The sequence below is a fragment of the Thioprofundum lithotrophicum genome (assembly GCF_055387065.1).
In genome coordinates, this window is record NZ_AP042379.1 from 2,243,960 (window position 1) to 2,262,978 (window position 19,019).

At 62.9% G+C, this 19,019-nt stretch carries 23 protein-coding genes and 1 tRNA gene; 16 read left to right on the forward strand and 8 right to left on the reverse strand.

Annotated features, from left to right (window positions below):
* The first annotated feature begins 228 nt into the window (after window positions 1-228).
* A complete protein-coding gene (locus tag ACZ5BH_RS10660; protein ID WP_464889245.1) occupies window positions 229-768 on the forward strand; it encodes an NUDIX hydrolase in 540 nt (179 codons plus the stop codon).
* 61 nt (window positions 769-829) lie between these two features.
* Here the strand turns inward: ACZ5BH_RS10660 and ACZ5BH_RS10665 are convergent, their stop codons facing one another.
* The 5 genes from ACZ5BH_RS10665 to flgA all read right to left on the reverse strand — a co-directional run bounded on the left by ACZ5BH_RS10665 (window position 830) and on the right by flgA (window position 3,477).
* Window positions 830-1,282: a host attachment protein gene (locus tag ACZ5BH_RS10665; RefSeq protein ID WP_464889246.1), complete on the reverse strand. Its 453-nt coding sequence runs from the start codon at window positions 1,280-1,282 to the stop codon at window positions 830-832.
* 405 nt (window positions 1,283-1,687) lie between these two features.
* Window positions 1,688-1,764 (reverse strand) — tRNA-Arg (locus ACZ5BH_RS10670).
* A gap of 154 nt (window positions 1,765-1,918) precedes the next feature.
* Complete coding sequence (locus ACZ5BH_RS10675; protein ID WP_464889247.1) at window positions 1,919-2,392, reverse strand: flagella synthesis protein FlgN; 474 nt, start codon at window positions 2,390-2,392, stop codon at window positions 1,919-1,921.
* Between the two features lie 6 nt (window positions 2,393-2,398).
* Complete coding sequence (gene flgM / locus ACZ5BH_RS10680) at window positions 2,399-2,716, reverse strand: flagellar biosynthesis anti-sigma factor FlgM (protein ID WP_464889248.1); 318 nt, start codon at window positions 2,714-2,716, stop codon at window positions 2,399-2,401.
* Between the two features lie 65 nt (window positions 2,717-2,781).
* A complete protein-coding gene (flgA, locus tag ACZ5BH_RS10685) occupies window positions 2,782-3,477 on the reverse strand; it encodes a flagellar basal body P-ring formation chaperone FlgA (protein WP_464889249.1) in 696 nt (231 codons plus the stop codon).
* 147 nt (window positions 3,478-3,624) lie between these two features.
* On the opposite strand from flgA, the gene ACZ5BH_RS10690 reads away from it, so the two are divergent.
* The 14 genes from ACZ5BH_RS10690 (at window position 3,625) to ACZ5BH_RS10755 (ending at window position 14,784) form a co-directional block, all read left to right on the forward strand.
* Entirely contained in the window at window positions 3,625-4,551 is a 927-nt protein-coding gene (locus ACZ5BH_RS10690; protein ID WP_464889250.1) for a chemotaxis protein CheV, read from the forward strand.
* 35 nt (window positions 4,552-4,586) lie between these two features.
* Window positions 4,587-5,432 (forward strand): CheR family methyltransferase, encoded by an 846-nt coding sequence (locus tag ACZ5BH_RS10695; RefSeq protein WP_464889251.1) that lies wholly within the window; start codon window positions 4,587-4,589, stop codon window positions 5,430-5,432.
* 319 nt (window positions 5,433-5,751) lie between these two features.
* A complete protein-coding gene (flgB, locus tag ACZ5BH_RS10700) occupies window positions 5,752-6,150 on the forward strand; it encodes a flagellar basal body rod protein FlgB (RefSeq protein WP_464889252.1) in 399 nt (132 codons plus the stop codon).
* Between the two features lie 2 nt (window positions 6,151-6,152).
* The gene (flgC, locus tag ACZ5BH_RS10705) at window positions 6,153-6,569 is read left to right on the forward strand and encodes a flagellar basal body rod protein FlgC (protein ID WP_464889253.1); all 417 of its coding nucleotides are present in this window, start codon (window positions 6,153-6,155) and stop codon (window positions 6,567-6,569) included.
* A gap of 13 nt (window positions 6,570-6,582) precedes the next feature.
* A complete protein-coding gene (locus tag ACZ5BH_RS10710) occupies window positions 6,583-7,287 on the forward strand; it encodes a flagellar hook assembly protein FlgD (protein WP_464889254.1) in 705 nt (234 codons plus the stop codon).
* A 27-nt stretch (window positions 7,288-7,314) separates the two neighbouring features.
* Complete coding sequence (gene flgE, locus ACZ5BH_RS10715; protein ID WP_464889255.1) at window positions 7,315-8,571, forward strand: flagellar hook protein FlgE; 1,257 nt, start codon at window positions 7,315-7,317, stop codon at window positions 8,569-8,571.
* An 18-nt stretch (window positions 8,572-8,589) separates the two neighbouring features.
* Window positions 8,590-9,330 (forward strand): flagellar basal-body rod protein FlgF, encoded by a 741-nt coding sequence (gene flgF / locus ACZ5BH_RS10720; protein ID WP_464889256.1) that lies wholly within the window; start codon window positions 8,590-8,592, stop codon window positions 9,328-9,330.
* A 57-nt stretch (window positions 9,331-9,387) separates the two neighbouring features.
* Window positions 9,388-10,173: a flagellar basal-body rod protein FlgG gene (flgG, locus tag ACZ5BH_RS10725; protein ID WP_464889257.1), complete on the forward strand. Its 786-nt coding sequence runs from the start codon at window positions 9,388-9,390 to the stop codon at window positions 10,171-10,173.
* Window positions 10,174-10,189: 16 nt separating this feature from the next.
* Window positions 10,190-10,879 (forward strand): flagellar basal body L-ring protein FlgH, encoded by a 690-nt coding sequence (locus tag ACZ5BH_RS10730; RefSeq protein ID WP_464889258.1) that lies wholly within the window; start codon window positions 10,190-10,192, stop codon window positions 10,877-10,879.
* An 18-nt stretch (window positions 10,880-10,897) separates the two neighbouring features.
* Complete coding sequence (locus ACZ5BH_RS10735) at window positions 10,898-12,016, forward strand: flagellar basal body P-ring protein FlgI (protein WP_464889259.1); 1,119 nt, start codon at window positions 10,898-10,900, stop codon at window positions 12,014-12,016.
* Window positions 12,017-12,300: 284 nt separating this feature from the next.
* Window positions 12,301-12,510: a hypothetical protein gene (locus ACZ5BH_RS10740; RefSeq protein ID WP_464889260.1), complete on the forward strand. Its 210-nt coding sequence runs from the start codon at window positions 12,301-12,303 to the stop codon at window positions 12,508-12,510.
* Between the two features lie 60 nt (window positions 12,511-12,570).
* The gene (locus tag ACZ5BH_RS10745) at window positions 12,571-13,020 is read left to right on the forward strand and encodes a hypothetical protein (RefSeq protein WP_464889261.1); all 450 of its coding nucleotides are present in this window, start codon (window positions 12,571-12,573) and stop codon (window positions 13,018-13,020) included.
* Between the two features lie 65 nt (window positions 13,021-13,085).
* The gene (locus ACZ5BH_RS10750; RefSeq protein ID WP_464889262.1) at window positions 13,086-14,333 is read left to right on the forward strand and encodes a hypothetical protein; all 1,248 of its coding nucleotides are present in this window, start codon (window positions 13,086-13,088) and stop codon (window positions 14,331-14,333) included.
* 52 nt (window positions 14,334-14,385) lie between these two features.
* Window positions 14,386-14,784, forward strand: coding sequence for a phosphate-starvation-inducible protein PsiE (locus tag ACZ5BH_RS10755; protein ID WP_464889263.1), 399 nt, complete (start codon window positions 14,386-14,388; stop codon window positions 14,782-14,784).
* A gap of 119 nt (window positions 14,785-14,903) precedes the next feature.
* On the opposite strand, the gene ACZ5BH_RS10760 is transcribed toward ACZ5BH_RS10755, so the two are convergent.
* From ACZ5BH_RS10760 to ACZ5BH_RS10770, 3 genes are read right to left on the reverse strand one after another with little or no spacing between them, the layout of a single operon-like run.
* Complete coding sequence (locus ACZ5BH_RS10760) at window positions 14,904-16,310, reverse strand: PhoH family protein (RefSeq protein ID WP_464889264.1); 1,407 nt, start codon at window positions 16,308-16,310, stop codon at window positions 14,904-14,906.
* On the reverse strand, window positions 16,307-16,807 hold the full coding sequence (locus ACZ5BH_RS10765; RefSeq protein ID WP_464889265.1) for a peroxiredoxin: 501 nt from the start codon (window positions 16,805-16,807) through the stop codon (window positions 16,307-16,309). Before ACZ5BH_RS10765 ends, ACZ5BH_RS10760 begins: the two co-directional genes overlap by 4 nt.
* 47 nt (window positions 16,808-16,854) lie before the next feature.
* Complete coding sequence (locus ACZ5BH_RS10770; RefSeq protein WP_464889266.1) at window positions 16,855-17,949, reverse strand: galactose-1-phosphate uridylyltransferase; 1,095 nt, start codon at window positions 17,947-17,949, stop codon at window positions 16,855-16,857.
* Window positions 17,950-18,127: 178 nt separating this feature from the next.
* Between ACZ5BH_RS10770 and dapA the strand changes: the two genes are divergently transcribed.
* A complete protein-coding gene (gene dapA / locus ACZ5BH_RS10775; RefSeq protein WP_464889267.1) occupies window positions 18,128-19,009 on the forward strand; it encodes a 4-hydroxy-tetrahydrodipicolinate synthase in 882 nt (293 codons plus the stop codon).
* Window positions 19,010-19,019: the final 10 nt, after the last annotated feature.

A 19,019-nucleotide genomic window follows, 5' to 3' on the forward strand; every position in this document is an offset into this window, starting at 1 on the left:
GCCATCTCGGGAGGACTCGATTTTTGCCGGCTCCGCTACGCTTGAGCCGGCCTACACCTGACCGGCCCGGGGCAGGGTATGCTATGTTGTGTGTGTGAAAGACGTCGAGATCAAGTCGCCGGCCTGGCTGCATCGAGTCGGGCATGCCTGTTCGTGGGTGGGACTTCGCCGCCCATTGTGCATGTCAGGCGCCGTGGCTCTGGATGCGCATCCGCGGGAAGCGGGACGATGAGCGGCGATCCGCCAGTGCGCTTTCGCGGCCGTATCATCACCCTCGAGCAGGAAGAGGTGACCCTGCCCAATGGTCAGCGCACGACGCTGGAGATCGTGCGCCATCCGGGGGGCGCGGCCATCGTGGCGCTCGACGATCGGGGCCGGGTGTGCCTGCTGCGCCAGTACCGCCATGCGGTGGCGAGCTGGTTGTGGGAACTGCCGGCGGGCAAGATCGATCACGGGGAGCCGCCGGAGGCCACCGCGCGGCGGGAATTGCAGGAGGAAGCCGGCTGCACGGCCGGCCGCTGGCAAGCACTCGGGTATCTCATCGCCTCGCCCGGCGTGTTCACCGAGCGGGTGTGGTGCTATCTGGCCACCGAGCTGCAGCCGGTGGCCACGGCCCACGAGGCGGAGGAGGTCATCGAGATCCACTGGCTCGATTTCGCCAACGCCCTGCGCATGGCCATGGACGGCCGGATCACCGATGCCAAGACCATCGTTGGCCTGTGCCGGGCGGCGGCCGTGCTGGAGCAAGCGGGAAGCGATTCGCCGTGATAGCAAGGCAGGCGGGGCGGAATCCGCTTTCCGCCCCGGCCGGTTTTGGTCAGACCGCCTGTCAGGCCACGTCGTGAGGCAGGTATTCGGGCAGATGGGCCCGGATGTCTTCCGGCGTGTGCTGGGTGAGGTTCTTGTCCAGGGTGTAGATGACCGTCTTGCGGGCGGCGTCGGGCAGTTCGTTGCGCAGCAGCCCGAGGAAAGAGGGGGCGGCCACCAGAATCAGGCGCTGGAAGCGGTTCTTCTTGCGGTTGTCGTCCAGGTGCCGGGCCAGGTATTTGGCGAAGTTGATGGTTTCCTGTTCCTTGGGCTCCACCTCGTCCTGGAAGCCGTGGGCGCCGATGCCGGTGTCGTTGCGATGCTTGCCCGGCAGGTCGGTGACCAGATCCTGTTCGTGTTCGCGGCTTTCGGGGTGGGTGAGATCCTCCAGTTCCTCGAGCGGGGCCGAGGGGGTGGCCGCGGTGAAGATGCGGGCCCGGCTGCTGTCGGCGACGAGAATCCAGGTCGGTTTCATGCGTTTCCCCTTTGTGTGGTTGTGTGTCGTCAGTTTCTGCTTTACGCCGATCCGGCGGGGCGTGCCCTGATCCGGATCAAGCCGTGTGGCAGGGAGGGATTGGCACGCCCAGGAAACTCAATGGGTGGCGTGGGCGGGATTTTCAATGGGTACCAAGACCAACGACAGTAAAGCCAGGTTCAGCGGGCGTCTGGGCGGTCAGGCGCAAGGCGCCGTGCACTCCCATGGCAAGCCACGGCAACGCCGCGAATGGCCGCCCAGAAGCCCGCCCGGAGGGAGCGCCCCAGACGCCCCGGCTCGGCGTTGCAGCCCTTGGCAAGGGCGCGCCATTCCCTGCGGGCTGCGCCTTGATCCGGGGCGTCTGGGGCGCTCTGAATCTGGCTTTACTGTCGTTGGTCTTGGTATTGGCGCCCCGGAGACGATTCGAACGTCCGACATCACCCTTAGGAGGGGTGCGCTCTATCCAGCTGAGCTACCGGGGCCGAGGAACGGCTATTCTACCTGCTGGCCGGCGGTGGAAAAACCGCGTTTTTCCTTCCTCGGGGCGGGGTCGGGCACATCGCCATGTCCATGACGCCAAGTCATTGAAAACGTGGGAGAACGGGAAAACGGGACATGCGCCCCGGGAGGCGGGTGTCAGGCCTTGGCCAGGGTGTTGCCGGGGCCGGTGCCCGGTGCGGTGCCGTGGGCGGTGTACAGTTCGCTGCCGGCGGTCTGTCCCTGCAGGATGTGCAGCGCCTGGGCGGCGCGCCGGCGGCGCTTTTCGATGACGATGCCATTGATCGCGTTCAGGCGGCGGCAGTCGCGGGTCAGGGTTTCGATCCGCTGCCAGAGCACGTTGAGGGGTTCGCGTTCGCTTTGTGCCTGGCGGTCGAGATAGGCCAGCACGCCGGTGCGGTCCAGATCCAGGCCGGCTTCGCGCAGCAGGGCGCTGCGTTCGCGGTCGAGATCGCCGAGAATGTCGCTCAGCCGTTGCTTGACCTCGGCCAGGTTCGCCAGACGTTCGCTGTCCTCGGCACTGAGGGCCTCGTATTCCGCCACCAGGGCCTGGCGCAGCTCGTCCAGATAGGCGGCGATATCCTGCAGGACGGGCAGCATGGGCGGGGACATGGCGGCTTACTCGTCGAAGGATTTTTCGAAGTTGAGCATCTTGTCGGCCACCCGGCTGGAATCCACCCGGTATTCGCCGCTGGCGATGGCCTGTTTCATGCGGTTGACCCGTTCGGCATCGAAGGGCGGCTGATCGGTGGCCAGGCGGCGCTCGATGTCCTTGAGACGGGCGGCGGTGGAAGTGAGGCTGACCTTGTCGTCCCCGCTGCTGGCACGCTCACCGGCCCGGCTGGGGGCCTCGGCGTCGTTGCCCACCCGGCTCGTGTTCCGGTTGCCTGCCTGTCCGGTGCGGGCAGAGTGGATGCCGGTGATGTCGTTTGCCATGAACTGCTGCTCCTGGATCTATTTCTGAGGGATGTATCGTCCCGCTGCGCGGAAACTTTAGCCTGTTACAGGTTTACCCGCACCGTGCCGGGGTCGACCACGGTGGCCTGCACGATCCGCTGGCTGCGAGTGTTGCGTACCCGGATGGTATCACCCCGCCGGCCGTCGCCGAGGGCCTTGCCCCGTACCCGGATCACCAGGTTGCCCGCCCGCGCCAGGATGGTGACCAGTTGGCCTCGCTTCACCAAGCGCGGCGGGGTGACCACGGCGGGGGTGAGCACCCGGCCCTTGCGCAGGCTGCGACGGGCCACCATGTCGCGGATTTCCTCGCTGCGCCGGAAGTAACCGCTCACCAGACGGGAGATGTCGCGGCGCACGCCGATCACGTCGTCCGGCCCCAGCACGCTGCCGCGCGGCAGGTTGTGACGGGCCACCAGCACCGTGTCGAAGCGGCGGATGGTCACGCCGATCCGGATCTTCCAGCCGCGCGGATCCGGGCAGCGCACCTGGAGGCTGCTGCGGCCCAGCTCCCGCGCGCCTGCCGGCCGGGAAACCTCCAGCGGCTGCCGGCAGGGAACCAGGCGCAGGCGCGGGTCCAGGTGGCCGATTTCCACCCGGGTATCCGGGTCGTCGTATTGCCGGGCGAGGAAATCGCTTGCCGCCTGGCGAATGCTTTCCGGCGATTGCCAGGCGGCCAGGGCCGGGCCGCTCAGGAGCAGCAGGGCCAGCAGCAGAGGGCGGGTCGGGAATGGCCGGTGCATGATCTCTCTCCCAATAGGGCAGTCGGTGTCTGGCTGGGATCAAGCAATTGCCGTGCCAGGGCATCATTTGCGGTCCGCTGCCTCAAGCTTCCCCCGGCGGGGCCGATAGGGGGTACAGAATCCGAACAGGCAACCCCGGGAGGCAACATGGCCGGCATCATGGCGGAAGTGGACCAGCGCACCAACCTGGTGGGCGAGAACCGCATGGAACTGCTGCTGTTCCGACTCGGCACCCGTCAGCGGTTTGGCATCAACGTGTTCAAGGTGCGGGAGGTCATCCAGTGCCCGGGCCTGACGCGCATGGTCAGTGCCGATCCCAATGTGCGGGGCGTGGCCAACCTGCGGGGGCAGACCATTTCGGTGATCGATCTGGCCCAGGCCATTGGCATGCGCCCCCTGCCCGAGGCGGCGGAGTGCTTCGTCATCGTGACCGAATACAACCGGAGCGTGCAGGGTTTTCTGGTCTCCGGCGTGGATCGGATCGTCAACCTCAACTGGAAGGAGATCCACTCTCCCTCCCGGGGACTGGGCCGATACAACTACATGACCGCGGTCACCGAGGTGGATGGCGAGCTGGTGGAAATCATCGACGTGGAGAAGGTGCTGGCCGAACTGACCGGTGTCACGACCGATCTCAGTGAGCCGGAAGACTATGCGGAACTCACCGAACAGCGGATCCGGGTGCTGGTGGTGGACGATTCGAGCGTGGCCCGCAACCAGATCAAGCGCACCCTTGAACAGATGGGCATGGAATGCACCCTGGCCGCCAATGGCCGGGAGGGGCTGGAGATCCTGCAGGGCTGGGTGGCCGAGGGTGATGCGCTGCGGGATCACGTGGACATCCTGATCTCCGACGTGGAGATGCCGGAGATGGACGGCTACACCCTCACCACCGCGGTCCGTGACGACGAACGGCTGAAATCGCTGCCGGTGCTGCTGCACACCTCCCTGAGCGGGGTGTTCAACAAGAACATGGTGGAAAAGGTGGGCGCCGATCGCTTCGTGCCCAAGTTCAATGCCGACGAGCTGGCCCGGGAGGTGAACGACCTGCTGGAAAGCAAGGGTCTGGTCTGAGCCGGACCTCACAGGGACAGGAATACGTGCAGGCCGTGACCAAGAACGTCCTTTCCAGTCAGGACTACGAAGCCTTTCGCCGCTTCCTCGAGGAAGCCAGCGGCATCGTGCTGGGCGACAACAAGCATTATCTGGTGACCAGCCGTCTCAACCGGCTGACCGAGGAGTTCCGCTTCGAGTCGCTGGGCGCGCTGCTCGAAGCGCTCCGCCAGGGGCGGGACCGCAAGCTGCAGGAACGGGTGGTGGACGCCATGACCACCAACGAAACGAGCTGGTTCCGCGACACCTACCCCTACGAGATGCTGAAAAACAGCATCCTCCCCGAACTGGCCCAGCGCAAGGTCAATCCCCTGCGGATCTGGTCGGCGGCCAGCTCCACCGGCCAGGAGGCCTATTCGATCAGCATGGTGATCCACGAGTTCCAGCAGGCCAACCCGGGGGCCTTGCCTGGGCGAGTCGAGATTGTCGGTACCGACATCTCTGCCAGCGTGGTGGCCCAGGCCCGGGAAGGCCGTTACGACGATCTGAGCATGGCCCGCGGTCTCACGCCCGAGCGCAAGCAGCGCTTCTTCACCGACAACGGTGACGGGAGCTGGAGCGTGAAGCCCGAGATCAAGGCCCGCACCCGTTTCACCGAACTCAACCTGCTCAAGAGTTACGCCCTGCTCGGGCGTTTCGAGATCATCTTCTGCCGCAACGTGCTCATCTACTTCTCCAGCGAACTGAAGACCGACATCCTCGACCGCATGGCTCAGGTCCTCAATCCCGGCGGCTACCTCTTCCTGGGCGGCTCCGAAACCCCCAGCGGCTACTCCCGCGCCTACGAAATGGTCCGCTTCCCCGAAGGGGTGGTGTACCGCAAAAAGGATAACGGCCGGTAGGCACCCGCGCCGCCGGAAAATCCAACGCAAAGGCGCGAAGGCGCAAAGCATGCAAAGTTTTCCCTGGAGGAGCGGCGCAAGCCGCGATACCGCGCAATGTCCGGATTCCCCGGATTGCATGACTTCGCCCTTGCGTCGATGCCGGGGGATTGGCTCCCCTGATTTTTTCCGTTGTCCCCTCCTGCCGTCCTCCGGCAACACCTTGCCGTCGCACCGCGTTTTCTGCCGCGCTTTCGCGGCAAGTAACTGATTATCCAAGCCAAATCAATCCTGGCACGGCCGTTGCACCTTACGGGCAGAACCCGAAGGAAACACGACCATGCCCCTTAGCATCGACAAGACCATCGACGTCCATACCCGGGCCCTGCACCTGCAGGCACGGCGGGCCGAGCTGCTCGGCGCCAACCTAGCCAACGCCGACACCCCCGGATACAAGGCCCGTGACATCGATTTCCGGGCCGCCATGGCCGCGGCGGCCGAAGGCGCCGCCGGCGGCCCCCTGAAAGTGACCCACGTCGGGCACGTACAGCCGGAGGGCTTCACGCCCGACGGTGAGCTGCTCTACCGCCAGCCCCTGCAGCCCTCGCTGGACGGCAACACCGTGGAAACCCAGGTGGAAATGGCCGAGTTCGCCGAGAACGCGGTGCGTTATCTCGCCACCCTGCGTTTCCTCTCCGGCAAGTTCAACACCTATCGAACCGCATTCCGGGGTGAATGATCATGAGCCTGTTCAATGTTTTCGACACCGCCGGCACCGGGATGTATGCCCAGTCGGTACGTCTCAACACCACCTCGAGCAACCTGGCCAATGCCAACAGCGCCAGCAGCAGCATCGACCGCACCTATCGTGCCCGTCAGCCGGTGTTCGGCCAGATCCTCAAGGACCCCTTCCGTGCCGACGGCACGGCCATCGGGGTGAAGGTGCTGGGCGTGGTGGAGAGCCAGGCCCCGCTGCGCCGCGAATACAACCCCGGCAATCCCAACGCCGACGAAGAGGGCTACGTGTACATGCCCAACGTCAACGTGGTGGAGGAGATGGCCAACATGATTTCCGCTTCCCGCAGCTACCAGACCAACGTGGAAGTGATGAACACCGCCAAGGAAATGCTGATGCGGACCCTGGCCATGGGCCAGTAGTCAGGAGAAGACCATGAGCGAAATCAACAAACCCGACGTCACGTCTTTCGAAAGCCTGGGACTGAAGACGGCCCACAAGCCGCTTCAGGCGCAGCGCCTGGGTCAGGAAGACTTCATGAAGCTGATGACCACCCAGCTCAATCACCAGGATCCCTTCAAACCGATGGAAAACGGCGAGTTCCTGACCCAGATGGCCCAGTTCAGCGCGGTCACCGGGCTCAAGGAAATCAAGGAGGAATTCAAGGATCTCTCCGCGGCGCTGCAGTCCAGTCAGGCCCTGCAGGCCTCGAGCCTGGTGGGCAAGCGGGTGCTGGTGCCCGGCAACCAGACCACCCTGCCCGACAAGGGCCCGCTGCGAGGCGCGGTGGAGCTGCCGGCCAGCACCAGCAACCTGCGCATCCAGATCACCGATGCCCGGGGCGAGCTGGTCAAGACGCTCGACCTGGGCAGCAAGCCGGCGGGTACCGTGCACTTCTCGTGGGACGGGAAGATGAGCGTGCCGGGCCGCGACGGGGAGGCCGACAGCGAACAACGGGCGCAGGCCGGCACCTACCGGATCACCGCCGAGGCCCTGGTGGACGGCAAGCCCCAGGCCGTGAACACCCTGGTGGTGGATGCGGTGGAGAGCGTTTCGCTCGGCCAGCCGGGGCAGCCCATGACCCTCAACCTGAGCCAGGCCGGCAGCACCCGCCTGACCAACGTCAAGCAGATCCTGTAACCGGATTTCGCCAGAAGGAGACTCATCATGCCATTCCGTTCAGCCCTTTCCGGCATCAATGCCGCCAGTGAAGAACTCAAGGTGATCGGCAACAACATCGCCAACGCCGGCACCACCGGTTTCAAGCAGTCCCGCGCCGAGTTTGCCGACGTGTATGCGGCCACCGAGGGGGGCAGTTCCAACTCCATCGGTGCCGGGGTGCGCCTGGCCGCGGTGACCCAGCAGTTCGGCCAGGGCAACATCGGCTTCACCGACAACAAGCTGGATCTGGCCATCAACGGCCGGGGCTTCTTCATTCTCGACGACAACGGCACCCGCAGCTATACCCGCTCCGGCGCGTTCCAGGTGGATCGGGACGGCTATGTGGTAAACAACAACAACCAGAAGCTGATCGTCAACAACGCCGACGAGCAGGGCAACATCACCGGCGCGGTCGGCCCCTTGCGACTGGACAATGCCAACATCGTGCCCAATGCCACCGACATGATCGACGTGGGCGTGAACCTCGACAGCGCCCAGAAGCCGCCGACCACCCAGCCCTTCGATCCGGAGATCCCCAACTCCTTCAACCATTCCACCTCGCTGACCATCTACGATTCGCTCGGCACCGCCCACCTGGCCACCATGTACTATGTGAAGACCGATCAGCCCAACGAGTGGAAGACCTACCTGTTCATCGACGGCAAGGATGCCCGCGGCGCCCAGCAGCCGCCCTATTCGGCCGACACCCTCAAGTTCGACGGTGCCGGCGCCCTGGCCAGCATCAACGGCACACCGGTGCCCCCCGGCACCATCGACTACGACAACATCCAGGTGGGCAACGGTGCCGATCCGCTGAATCTCACCATCAACCTGCTCTCGGCCACGCCCATCACCCAGTACGGCAGCCGGTTCAACGTCAGCTCCCTGAAGCAGAACGGCTTCACCTCCGGACGCCTGAGCGGCTTCGACATCAACGATCAGGGGATCATCAAGGCCCGCTACAGCAACGGCCAGTCCAAGGTGATCGGCCAGGTGAGCCTGGCGGACTTCAAGAACCCGCAGGGTCTGCGGCCGCTGGGTGACACGAGCTGGGCGGAGAGCTTCTCCTCCGGCCCCGCGCTGGTGGGCACGCCCGGCTCGGGCAGCCTCGGTGTGCTGCAGTCGGGGGCGCTGGAGAACTCCAACGTCAACCTGACCGAGCAACTCGTGAACATGATCCATGCGCAGCGCAACTTCCAGGCCAACGCGCAGATGATCAGCACCGCCGACACCATCACACAGACCGTCATCAACATCCGCTAGGCTACCGGGAGCTGAACCATGGATCGCATGCTCTACACCGCCATGACCGGCGCCCGCCAGATCCAGCAGGCGCAGAAACTCACGGCCAACAATCTCGCCAACATCAGCACCGGCGGATTCCGGGCGGATCTGGCGGCCATGCGCAGCATGCCCCTGTTCGGCGACGGCCTGCCCACCCGGGTCTTCGCCATGACCGAAAAGGCGGGCGTGGATTTCACGCCGGGATCGCTGGTGACCACCGGCCGCGAGCTGGACATTGCCATCAATGGCGACGGCTGGATTGCCGTGCAGGGGCGCGACGGGCGGGAGGCCTACACTCGTGCCGGGGCCCTGGAGATCAACACCGCCGGCCAGCTCACCACCGCCGCCGGTCTGCCGGTGCTGGGTGACAACGGCCCCATCAACGTGCCGCCCGCGGCGCAGGTGGTGATCGGCAAGGACGGCACCCTGAGCATCGTGCCCCGTGAGAGTACCGCCAACGACATCACCCAGGTGGATCGCATCAAGCTGGTGCGGCCGCCGCTTGCCGATCTGGTCAAGGGCGCGGACGGGTTGTTCCGCATGCGCAGCGGCCGGCCGGCCGAGGCGGATGCTGCGGTCGAGGTGGTCGCCGGCACCCTCGAGACGAGCAACGTCAACGCGGCCTCGGAACTGGTCAACATGATCGAGCTGGCGCGCCAGTTCGAGATGCAGGTCAAGCTGATGCGCTCGGCCGAAGAGAACGAACAACGGGCGGCACGGATCCTGCAATTGTCCTGATATCACAGGCCTGAGCACGGACCTGAACCGACCCCATCATCACAGGAGTCAACCACCATGAGCGGATCCCTCTGGGTCTCCAAGACCGGCCTCGAAGCCCAGCAGAACCGGCTGTCGGTCATCAGCAACAACCTGGCCAACGTCAACACCACCGGCTTCAAGCGTTCCCGCGCGGTGTTCGAGGATCTGCTGTACCAGCACGTGCGCCAGGCCGGCGGCGCCAGCAGCCAGGATACGGAGCTGCCCTCGGGCCTGTCCTACGGCGTGGGCGTGCGTACCGTAGCCACCCAGAAGCTGCACACCCAGGGCAGCATCGTGCAGACCGAGAACCATCTCGATGTGGCCATCCAGGGGCACGGCTATTTCCAGATCGAAATGCCCAACGGCGACATCGCCTACAGCCGCAATGGCGAGTTCCAGCTCAACTCCCAGGGCCAACTGGTCACCGCCAGCGGCTACCGGCTGTCGCCCAACATCATCATTCCCGAGAACGCCATCAACGTCACCATCGGGCGCGATGGCACCGTCTCGGTACTGCAGCCCGGCAACGCCACCCCGGCCCAGGTGGGCACCATCCAGCTTGCCGATTTCGTCAACCGCGCCGGCCTGCAGCCCATCGGCGAGAACCTCTACCTCGAAACCGCGGCCAGCGGTGCGCCGCAGGTGGGCAACCCCGATTCGCTGGGGCTGGGGTCGCTGGTGCAAGGCGCCCTGGAGACCTCCAACGTCAACGTGGTGGAGGAACTGGTGAACATGATCGAAACCCAGCGCGCCTACGAGATGAATTCCAAGGCCATTTCCACGGCCGATCAGATGCTGCAATACGTGAACAACAATCTCTGACAAGAGGTAGCATGAGATGAAGACAACCTGGCAACTGCTGATCCTGCTTGGCCTGGCTGCCGGCCAGATGGCCTGTGCCTTCAAGCCCGTGGGCCAGGACATCAAGGACGAGGAATTCGCCGCCGCCCGCCCGGTGGTGAAATACATTCCGCCAAGAGAGAACGGCGCGATTTATCAGCCGGGCATGGCGGTGGGCCTGTTCGACCGGGTGACTGCGCGGCGTATTGGCGACATCGTCACCATCATTCTCAAGGAGAACACCAACGCCAGCGCCAGCTCCAACACCTCGGCCAGCAAGGATCAGAAAGTGGAGATGCCCGGGCCGACGCTGGCCGGGCAGAAGGTGGAAAAGGACGGCGTGGAAGTGCTCGAAAACCAGGTGGATGCCGGCCGTGAGTTCAACGGACAGGGCACTTCGGCCCAGAGCAGCACCTTCAGCGGCCATATCACCGTCACCGTCTCGGAAGTGCTGGCCAACGGCAACCTGGTGGTGCGCGGCCAGAAGCTGATGCTGTTCAACCAGTCCCAGGAATACATCCGTCTCACCGGCATCATCCGGCCGGTGGACATTCGCCCCGACAACACCATCGATTCCTTCCGCGTGGCCGACGTGAAGCTGGCCTACAGCGGCGACGGCGTGCTGAGCAATGCCAATTCCATGGGCCCGCTGGCCCGCTTCTTCCAGAGCAACGTCTGGCCCTACTGAGGGCAGGAGGTTTCCGTCATGTTGAGAACCCGTGAATTCCTCTTCGTCCTCTGCGCCGGCCTGATCCTCCTGCTGAGCCTGCACAGCAATGTGGCCCGCGCCGACCGGATCAAGGACGTGGCCAAGGTTGCCGGCGTGCGCAGCAACCAGCTCTATGGCTTTGGCCTGGTGGTGGGCCTGGATGGCACCGGCGACAAGTCCAACGGCGCGGCCGAGGAGACCCTGCGCAACATGCTCACCCGGCTCGGGATCGTCCTGCCGCCCAACCAGCGGCTCAAGGTGGACAACGTGGCGGTGGTGGCCATCAGCGCCACCCTGCCGCCCTTCGCCAAGCCGGGCAAGACCATCGACGTGACCGTCTCCTCCTTCGGCAAGGCCAAGAGCCTGCGTGGCGGTACCCTGCTCATGACCCCCCTGCGCGGTGCCGACGATCAGGTCTATGCCGTGGCCCAGGGCAACGTGATCGTCAGCGGCTTCGGCGCCGAAGGCCGCGATGGCTCCAAGGTCACCGTCAACGTGCCCACCGTGGGCCGCATCCCCAACGGTGCCACGGTGGAGCGGGTGGTCCGAACCCCCTTCGGCCAGGACAAGGACATCACCCTGAACCTCAATCAGCCCGACTTCACCACGGCGCACCGCATGGTCGAGGCCATCAACAGGGCCATCGGTCCCGGCACGGCCTATGCCGTGGATGCCGGCGCCGTGCGCGTCAACGCCCCGCAGGATGCCGCCCAGCGCGTGGCCTTCATCTCGCTGCTGGAAAACCTCACCATGACCCCGGCCGAAGCCACCGCCCGGGTGGTGATCAACTCCCGCACCGGGACCGTGGTGATCGGCAAGCACGTGGTGGTGCTCCCTGCCGCCGTCTCCCACGGCAGTCTCACCGTCACCATCACCGAATCGCAGGACGTCAACCAGCCCGCGCCCCTGGGCCAGGGCCAGACCGTGGTCGTGCCCCGGTCCGATATCAACATCAGCCAGGAAGACAATCCCATGTTCCTGTTCAAGCCCGGCGTCTCGCTGGACGAAATCGTCCGCGCCGTCAATGAAGTCGGCGCCGCCCCGGGCGATCTCGTCGCCATCCTGGAGGCCCTCAAGGAAGCCGGCGCCCTGCGGGCCGAGCTCATCGTCATCTGAGCCTCCCTCGGGAGGGGGCGCCAGCCCCTTTCCCCTGTCGCGCCGTCCGGAGCCCCAGGGCGGCTCAAGCGCAACGGAGCCGCCACGCCTGCCGGCTCGGCTGCGTTTGAGCCGGTCGACATTCGATCCTGAACGGTCATTTTGTGACCGCAAGTTGGTGGCGCTGTGAACATGCTCGCGGGGCTTGTTCCGGCTACGGGACCTGATTATCCTTGGTGGAAGTATTTCGCTAATCCGATGCGCGAATTGTTGCATTGACGGGATACCGGATGGGGGTTCAGGCCATGAGCAAGCTGAAAGGTCGCTGGTCAATCACGGAAATGGAGTTGTGGGACAAGGACTATATCGATCTCGTCGAGCCCGGTTATATCAAATTCGAGGACTACAACGTGGGCGAGTTCGTGTTTGGGACGATCAATGGGTTCATTGACTACCGGCTCACGAAGGAAGGCGGTGCGGAAAAGGCCGAGTTCTCGTGGAGCGGGCTTACGTAAGACGAGTCGCTATGTGGGCGGGGCTGGGCCGAACTGACTGACGAGAACACGATACACGGGATGCTGTACATCCACCAGGGTGATGAATCCTGGTTCAAGGGCGAAAGGCAGTCGGCCTTGGATGTCGACCTGGATGCCTATGACCCCAATATCGCACCCGACCCTGAAGCATGGCTGGCGCTAAGTGAAGCGGAGCAGATTGACCTGATTCAGGCATACCATGAGGATGAGGGGGTCGAGCTGGAGGACGAGGCGATGCTGATTCACGCAGGGCTGCATGCGACTGTTGAGTCTCAGGCCGCCGCGGGCCTCGAGCCCGTTCAGGAAACGCTGGACAGGCTCATGCGTGAAGGGCTGGGCAGGCACGATGCCATTCACGCCCTCGCTGCGATCATCGGCGATGAGTTGTTCAATATTGCCGCCGGCAAGCAGCGTAGCCATGATCCAAAGCACTATCGCAAGCGCCTGAAGAAATTGTCTGCCCGAAAATGGCTGCAAGGCCGCTATTGAGGCAGAGGCGGATTAGGTAGGCAACAAGGCGCGACAAAAGCATGTAAACAGTGATTGGAAAAAACATGACACAAGACCTGAGAACACTGATAGAAAAATACAAGGAAGACAAGGAGACTGTCTACAACAGTTGGTTTGTAAATAATGAAGAAAGGTTGAAGGCGTTCCGATCGATCCGAAGAGGTGTTATCGACGTCATTCAGGATATCAAGAGTGGAAATTTTGGCAATGATTTCAAAGGATCGTCGTTGGAGTTCGTTCTGAATTGCATTACTGAACAAAAACAGGTTTTCAAAGGTGCCGCACATCCGTTTTACTGGAAGCCGAAATTGCGGATACCTGACATATACGAAAATGAAAATAACAAAATTGCCTTTGGCCAATTTCTTGAAAAGTGTCTTAACGCAACGAGCGAAGATCAATTGTTGAGAGAAATAATTTTACTTGATCAAAAGAACATCAAGGGGCTAGGTCCTGCTGTTGCCAGTATCTTGTATTTTCTGCATCCGACGATAATACCGCCTTTCAATACGGCGATTGTGAACGGGTTCAACCGATTGTTTCAAGACAAGGTCAAACTGGGAGCGTGGTCAGAATATCTAAGAATGAGGGAGGTCATTATAAGCAAGAACAATCAGTTCAGATCTGACCTCTCAAATGATCTTGGGGCTTTCGCTGGTTTATTATTCGATATCGGTGAGCAAAAACTCTTGATAAGCGAGGGGCATCTTTCAGACAAAGAACGTGAAAAAATCGAAAAGAAGCTCAAAAAAAGACACAAGGAGGTTGTCAGTGAGAAGGAGGAAGAAGATCTGCACACCGAAATGCAATACCATCTCATGACCATAGGTGGATCAATTGGTTATGATGTCATCTCGGCTGCAAATGATCGTTCCAAATGCCACGAAGGAAAAAGTCTGTCGTTTCTCGGTCTTGAAAGATTTCCTGATCTGGACATCGATAAAGATACGTACAAAACAATCAAGCTCATCGATGTGGTATGGTTTGAGAAAGGAACAAATAAAATTGCTTGCGCATTTGAAGTGGAAAAAAGTACTTCAATATACTCGGGGATATTGCGGCTGACAGATCTGCATTTTTCCTTCAAAAACGATCCACCCATGCTGTTTCTGATAATTCCGGACGCCAGAGAAAAAGAGGTTCTCGTTCAGATGCAACGTCCTTCAATCAAAAATAGTGATATTGACATCCACTATATATTGTTCTCGGAGTTAAGAGATAATTGCGGTGCGATATGCAAGTTCGGTGAAGACAGGGAGATTCTCAAAAAAATCGCAAAAGTTGCACATTGAGGTGATCGTGTCTGGGCGACTTGTTTGACTTTTTCAGAATCGGCGAGAAAAAATGAGCAAACTCAAAGACACCAGTACCAAAATGCTGGTCGTGGTGGAAAGCCTCGGGTTGTTGATCATCGCCCTGTCAACGGTTATCGCCATCGGTTTCGAGGTGATGGTGATGGTCGAGGCCATGAAGGTGACATTGGCCGATCTTCTGCTGCTTTTCATCTATCTCGAAGTGCTGACCATGGTGGGGATATACCTCAAGACCGGACAATTGCCGGTCCGCGTGCCACTCTATATCGCCATCGTGGCCATAGCGCGATACGTGATTCTCGACATGAAGAATCTGGACACGCTGCGGCTGCTGGGCCTGGCGGGCGCGATACTCGTCGTGTCCTTGTCCGTGCTGGTGATTCGTTACGGTCACAACCGGTTCCCGTATGACGACAAGGAAGATCATTGACCGCCGGTGAAAAGACCGTGCCTGCATCAGGCGCAAAGGCAGGCGGCGGGATGGCCGCAAGACGGCGGCATCGCGTCTGAAACGCCGTCGAAGAAGGGGGCGGTTATCCCGCGTTTTGCCTACAACACTTCCGAGGAGAAATCCGCCAGTCTCGAGCGTTCCCCCCGCACCAGCGTCACATGGCCGCTGTGCGCCCATTGACGGAAGCGATCCACCACATAGGTCAGGCCGGAGGTGGTTTCGGTGAGGTAGGGGGTGTCGATCTGTGCGATGTTGCCCAGGCAGACGATCTTGGTCCCGGGGCCGGCACGGGTGATCAGGGTCTTGAGCTGCTTGGAGGTGAGGTTCTGCGCCTCGTCGATGATCACGTAGCGGTTGAGGAAGGTGCGGCCGCGCATGAAGTTGACGGAGCGGACCTTGATGCGCTTGGCGATCAGTTCGTTGGTGGCGGCGCGCCCCCATTCGCCGCCCTCGCTGTGGGTGAGCACTTCCAGGTTGTCCATCAGGGCGCCCATCCACGGCGTCATCTTCTCTTCCTCCGTGCCGGGGAGGAAGCCGATGTCCTCGCCCACGGGCACGGTGACTCGGGTCATGACGATTTCGCTGTAGCGGTTGTCTTCCAGGGTCTGTTGCAGGCCGGCGGCGAGCGTGAGCAGGGTCTTGCCGGTGCCGGCCATGCCCAGCAGGGTGACGAAGTCGATCTCCGGATCCATGAGCAGGTTGAGGGCGAAGTTCTGCTCGCGGTTGCGGGCGGTGATTCCCCAGACCGCATTGGCCGGTGAACGGTAGTCGCGCACCGTTTCGATGATCGCGGTCTCGTTGTCGAAACCGCGCACCACTGCCTCGAAGCTGCCATCGGCGCTGTAGAGGAATTCCCCGGGCACCCAGCGGGTGGTGTCCGGCCCTTGCAGACGGTAGAAGGTGCGCCCTTCCTCGAGCCAGGAATCCATGTCGCGGGCGTGACGATCCCAGAAATCCGGCGGGAGTTCGTAAGTGCCGCGATACAGCAGCTCCACGTCTTCCAGCACCTTGTCGTTGTGATAGTCCTCGGCGGGGATGCCGACCACGGCGGCCTTGATGCGCAGGTTGATGTCCTTGGTGACCAGGGTCACGTCCCGCTCGGGCATGCGTTCGCGCAGGGCCAGGGCGGTGCCGAGGATGTTGTTGTCGGGCAGGTTGCCCGGCAGGTGCTCCGGCAGGGCGCCAGGGTAGGCCACGGTCTGGAAGAACAGGCGGCCGCCGGCATTGGGGGGCGGTTCGTCGGTCTCTTCCAGCACTTCGTGCAGGTGGCGGTCGAGGGGCAGGCCCTGTTCGATGTCGGCATGACTGGCGCCCTGCATCAGTTCATCCATGAAGCGGCTGGCCTGGCGGGCGTTGCGGGCCACTTCCGAATGGCCTTTCTTGTTGTTGTCCAGCTCTTCCAGGACCATCATGGGGATGAACAGGTCGTGTTCCTGGAAGCGGAACAGGGCGGTGGGATCGTGCATCAGCACGTTGGAGTCGAGCACGAACAGGCGCTTGCTCATCCCTTGGCCTTCTCCCTGGCCCGTTTCTCCCGGTTCAGGGCCTTGACCGCCTCGAGCACCTCGTCCACATGGCCGTCTACCTTCACCTTGCGCCATTCGCGCACCAGGCGGCCGTCTTCGTCGATCAGGAAAGTGCTGCGCTCGATGCCCCGCACCTGCTTGCCGTACATGTTCTTGAGCTTGATCACGTCGAACAGCTTGCAGACTTCCTCGTCGGCGTCGGAGAGCAGATCGAACCTGAAGCCCTGCTTGGCCTTGAAGTTCTCGTGGGACTTGAGGCTGTCGCGGGAGATACCGAGCACCACGGTGTTCTGGCGCTTGAACTTGGCCAGGTTGGCGTTGAAGTCCTGCCCTTCGCGGGTGCAGCCGGGGGTGCTGTCCTTCGGATAGAAGTAGAGCACCACGTTCCTGCCGCGCAAATCCTTGAGGGCGATGGTCTGGTCGCCGGTGGCGGGCAGTTTGAAATTGGGCACCTTCTTGCCGATTTCCACACTCATCTCGGGTTCTCCTGGATGGGACGTCGGGAAGGCCAGTGTACCGCAGTTCAGAGATCGTCCGGCAGTTCCGCGTTGCGCAGCTGTTCGGCCGCTTCTTCCGGGCTGATGGTGTTGACGAACAGCCCCGATCCCAGCTCGAAGCCGGTGGGGATGGAGGTGCGGGGGCAGATCTCCAGGTGCCAGTGGTAGCTCTGGTGGCAGTCCTCGAAATCCTTGCCGCGCGGGCGGGAATGCAGGAAGTAGTTGTACTGGGCGCCGCCGATCACCGCGTCCAGCCGGGCCATGGTGCGCTTCATCACCCGGGCCAGATCGGCCAGATCCTCGGCGCTGGCGTCCAGATAGTCGCTCTGGTGATGCAGGGGCAGGATGTGCACCTCCCATTCGTAGCGGCTGGCGAAGGGCTTGATGGCGATGAAGCGCTCCCCGCGCTCGACCACGTATTGCCCCACGTTGATGCGCCGCACCACCTCGCCGGAATGGCGATCGTAGATGGTGGTCTCGAAGGTCAGGGCCTCGTCGATCAGGGTGCAGAAGATGCAGTGGTGGTGCTTCTCGTAATAGGTGCGGCTGTTGGTGACCTCGTCCTGCAGGTTCTGGGGCACCACGGGCAGGGCGATGATCTGGCTGTGGGTGTGGGCCATGCTGGCGCCGGCGGCGGGGCCGAAGTTCTTGAACACCAGCACGTAGCGCAGCCGCTCGTCGCTGGCGTAGAGCTGGCCCATGCGCAGCTGGTAGACCCCGAACAGCAATTGCAGGTGGTCCTCCGACATCTCGTGGATGGCGATGCCGTGCTGGTGGTGGTCCACGATCACTTCGTGGCGGCCGTAGCCCTCGATGGCCTGCTGCAGGCCGAACACCAGGTTCGACTGGCTGCGGTCGTCGCCCAGCACCGGGTACAGGTTCTCGACGATGCGGATGGCCCATTCGTCCGACTCGGGCCGGCGCAGGATCTCCGGCGGTGTCTTGTCCTCGTTGCCGCGGCAGAAGGGGCAGGTGGGGACGTGCTTGCGGGTGTCGCGCGGCGCCGGCTCCTCGCTCTGGCGGGGGCGCATGCTGCGGGCCGTGGCGATCAGCACCGATTCGGTGGGCACGATGGGGTTGATGCGGATTTCCCGCACTCCTTGTCTGGAATTGTCGGACATGACGGGAGAGACCTCGGCTTTCGGAAATGCAGGCAAGATACCCCGATCCCGCCGGCTTGTGCAGCAGAGGGTTTTTATGGGGGCCTCAGGGATTTTTGCCGGCGGGTGGCGCGCGGGCCGCGATTCTTGTCAGCGGCCATGGGCCCAAGTACCATGCACCTTTTTTGCGGAGAGTGGCATGTTTCAAGGCAGTATGGTGGCCCTGGTCACCCCCATGCATCCCGACGGCTCGGTGGACGACGCGGCCCTGGCGCGCCTGGTCCAGATGCACGTGGACGCGGGCACCGATGCCATCGTCGCCGTGGGCACCACCGGCGAGTCGGCCACCCTGGACGAGGCCGAGCATTGCGAGGTGGTGCGCCGGGTGGTGGAGCTGGCCGCCGGCCGCATTCCCGTGATCGCCGGCACCGGCTCCAACTCCACCCGCGAGGCCATCGAACTGACCGAATGCGCCCGCCAGGCCGGCGCCGACGCCTGCCTGCTGGTCACCCCCTACTACAACAAGCCCACCCAGGAAGGGCTGTACCGGCATTTCCGGGCCATCGCCGAGGCGGTGGACATCCCCCAGATCCTCTACAACGTCCCTGGCCGCACGGCCGTGGATCTGCTCCCCGAAACGGTCGAGCGCCTGGCGCCGATTCCCAACATCATCGGCATCAAGGAAGCCACCGGCGATCTGGCGCGGGGGCGGGAGATCCTGCGCCGCTGCGGACCCGATTTCGAGCTCTACAGCGGCGACGACGCCACCGCCATGGCGCTGATCCTGGAAGGCGCCCGGGGCGACATCTCGGTGACCGCCAACGTGGCGCCGGGTCCCATGCACGCGATGTGCGCCGCGGCCCTGGCCGGGGATCGGGACAAGGCCGCCGCCATCAACGACCGGCTGATGATCCTGCACCGCAAGCTGTTCGTGGAGGCCAATCCCATCCCCGTGAAATGGGCCCTGCATGCCATGGGGCTGATCGAAGAGGGCATCCGCCTGCCGCTCACCGTGCTTTCCGAAGCCTGCCAGCCCGAGGTGCGCGATGCCCTCGAGCAGGCCGGCGTGCTGTCCCGCTGAATCAAACACC

Coding starts and splice junctions, on each gene's coding strand:
- ACZ5BH_RS10660 (WP_464889245.1), top strand. CDS start 229: ATGAGCGGCGATCCGCCAGTGCGCTTTCGCGGCCGTATCATCACCCTC.
- ACZ5BH_RS10665 (WP_464889246.1), bottom strand. CDS start 1,282: ATGAAACCGACCTGGATTCTCGTCGCCGACAGCAGCCGGGCCCGCATC.
- ACZ5BH_RS10675 (WP_464889247.1), bottom strand. CDS start 2,392: ATGTCCCCGCCCATGCTGCCCGTCCTGCAGGATATCGCCGCCTATCTG.
- flgM (WP_464889248.1), bottom strand. CDS start 2,716: ATGGCAAACGACATCACCGGCATCCACTCTGCCCGCACCGGACAGGCA.
- flgA (WP_464889249.1), bottom strand. CDS start 3,477: ATGCACCGGCCATTCCCGACCCGCCCTCTGCTGCTGGCCCTGCTGCTC.
- ACZ5BH_RS10690 (WP_464889250.1), top strand. CDS start 3,625: ATGGCCGGCATCATGGCGGAAGTGGACCAGCGCACCAACCTGGTGGGC.
- flgB (WP_464889252.1), top strand. CDS start 5,752: ATGCCCCTTAGCATCGACAAGACCATCGACGTCCATACCCGGGCCCTG.
- flgC (WP_464889253.1), top strand. CDS start 6,153: ATGAGCCTGTTCAATGTTTTCGACACCGCCGGCACCGGGATGTATGCC.
- ACZ5BH_RS10710 (WP_464889254.1), top strand. CDS start 6,583: ATGAGCGAAATCAACAAACCCGACGTCACGTCTTTCGAAAGCCTGGGA.
- flgE (WP_464889255.1), top strand. CDS start 7,315: ATGCCATTCCGTTCAGCCCTTTCCGGCATCAATGCCGCCAGTGAAGAA.
- flgF (WP_464889256.1), top strand. CDS start 8,590: ATGGATCGCATGCTCTACACCGCCATGACCGGCGCCCGCCAGATCCAG.
- flgG (WP_464889257.1), top strand. CDS start 9,388: ATGAGCGGATCCCTCTGGGTCTCCAAGACCGGCCTCGAAGCCCAGCAG.
- ACZ5BH_RS10730 (WP_464889258.1), top strand. CDS start 10,190: ATGAAGACAACCTGGCAACTGCTGATCCTGCTTGGCCTGGCTGCCGGC.
- ACZ5BH_RS10735 (WP_464889259.1), top strand. CDS start 10,898: ATGTTGAGAACCCGTGAATTCCTCTTCGTCCTCTGCGCCGGCCTGATC.
- ACZ5BH_RS10740 (WP_464889260.1), top strand. CDS start 12,301: ATGAGCAAGCTGAAAGGTCGCTGGTCAATCACGGAAATGGAGTTGTGG.
- ACZ5BH_RS10745 (WP_464889261.1), top strand. CDS start 12,571: ATGCTGTACATCCACCAGGGTGATGAATCCTGGTTCAAGGGCGAAAGG.
- ACZ5BH_RS10750 (WP_464889262.1), top strand. CDS start 13,086: ATGACACAAGACCTGAGAACACTGATAGAAAAATACAAGGAAGACAAG.
- ACZ5BH_RS10755 (WP_464889263.1), top strand. CDS start 14,386: ATGAGCAAACTCAAAGACACCAGTACCAAAATGCTGGTCGTGGTGGAA.
- ACZ5BH_RS10760 (WP_464889264.1), bottom strand. CDS start 16,310: ATGAGCAAGCGCCTGTTCGTGCTCGACTCCAACGTGCTGATGCACGAT.
- ACZ5BH_RS10765 (WP_464889265.1), bottom strand. CDS start 16,807: ATGAGTGTGGAAATCGGCAAGAAGGTGCCCAATTTCAAACTGCCCGCC.
- ACZ5BH_RS10770 (WP_464889266.1), bottom strand. CDS start 17,949: ATGTCCGACAATTCCAGACAAGGAGTGCGGGAAATCCGCATCAACCCC.
- dapA (WP_464889267.1), top strand. CDS start 18,128: ATGTTTCAAGGCAGTATGGTGGCCCTGGTCACCCCCATGCATCCCGAC.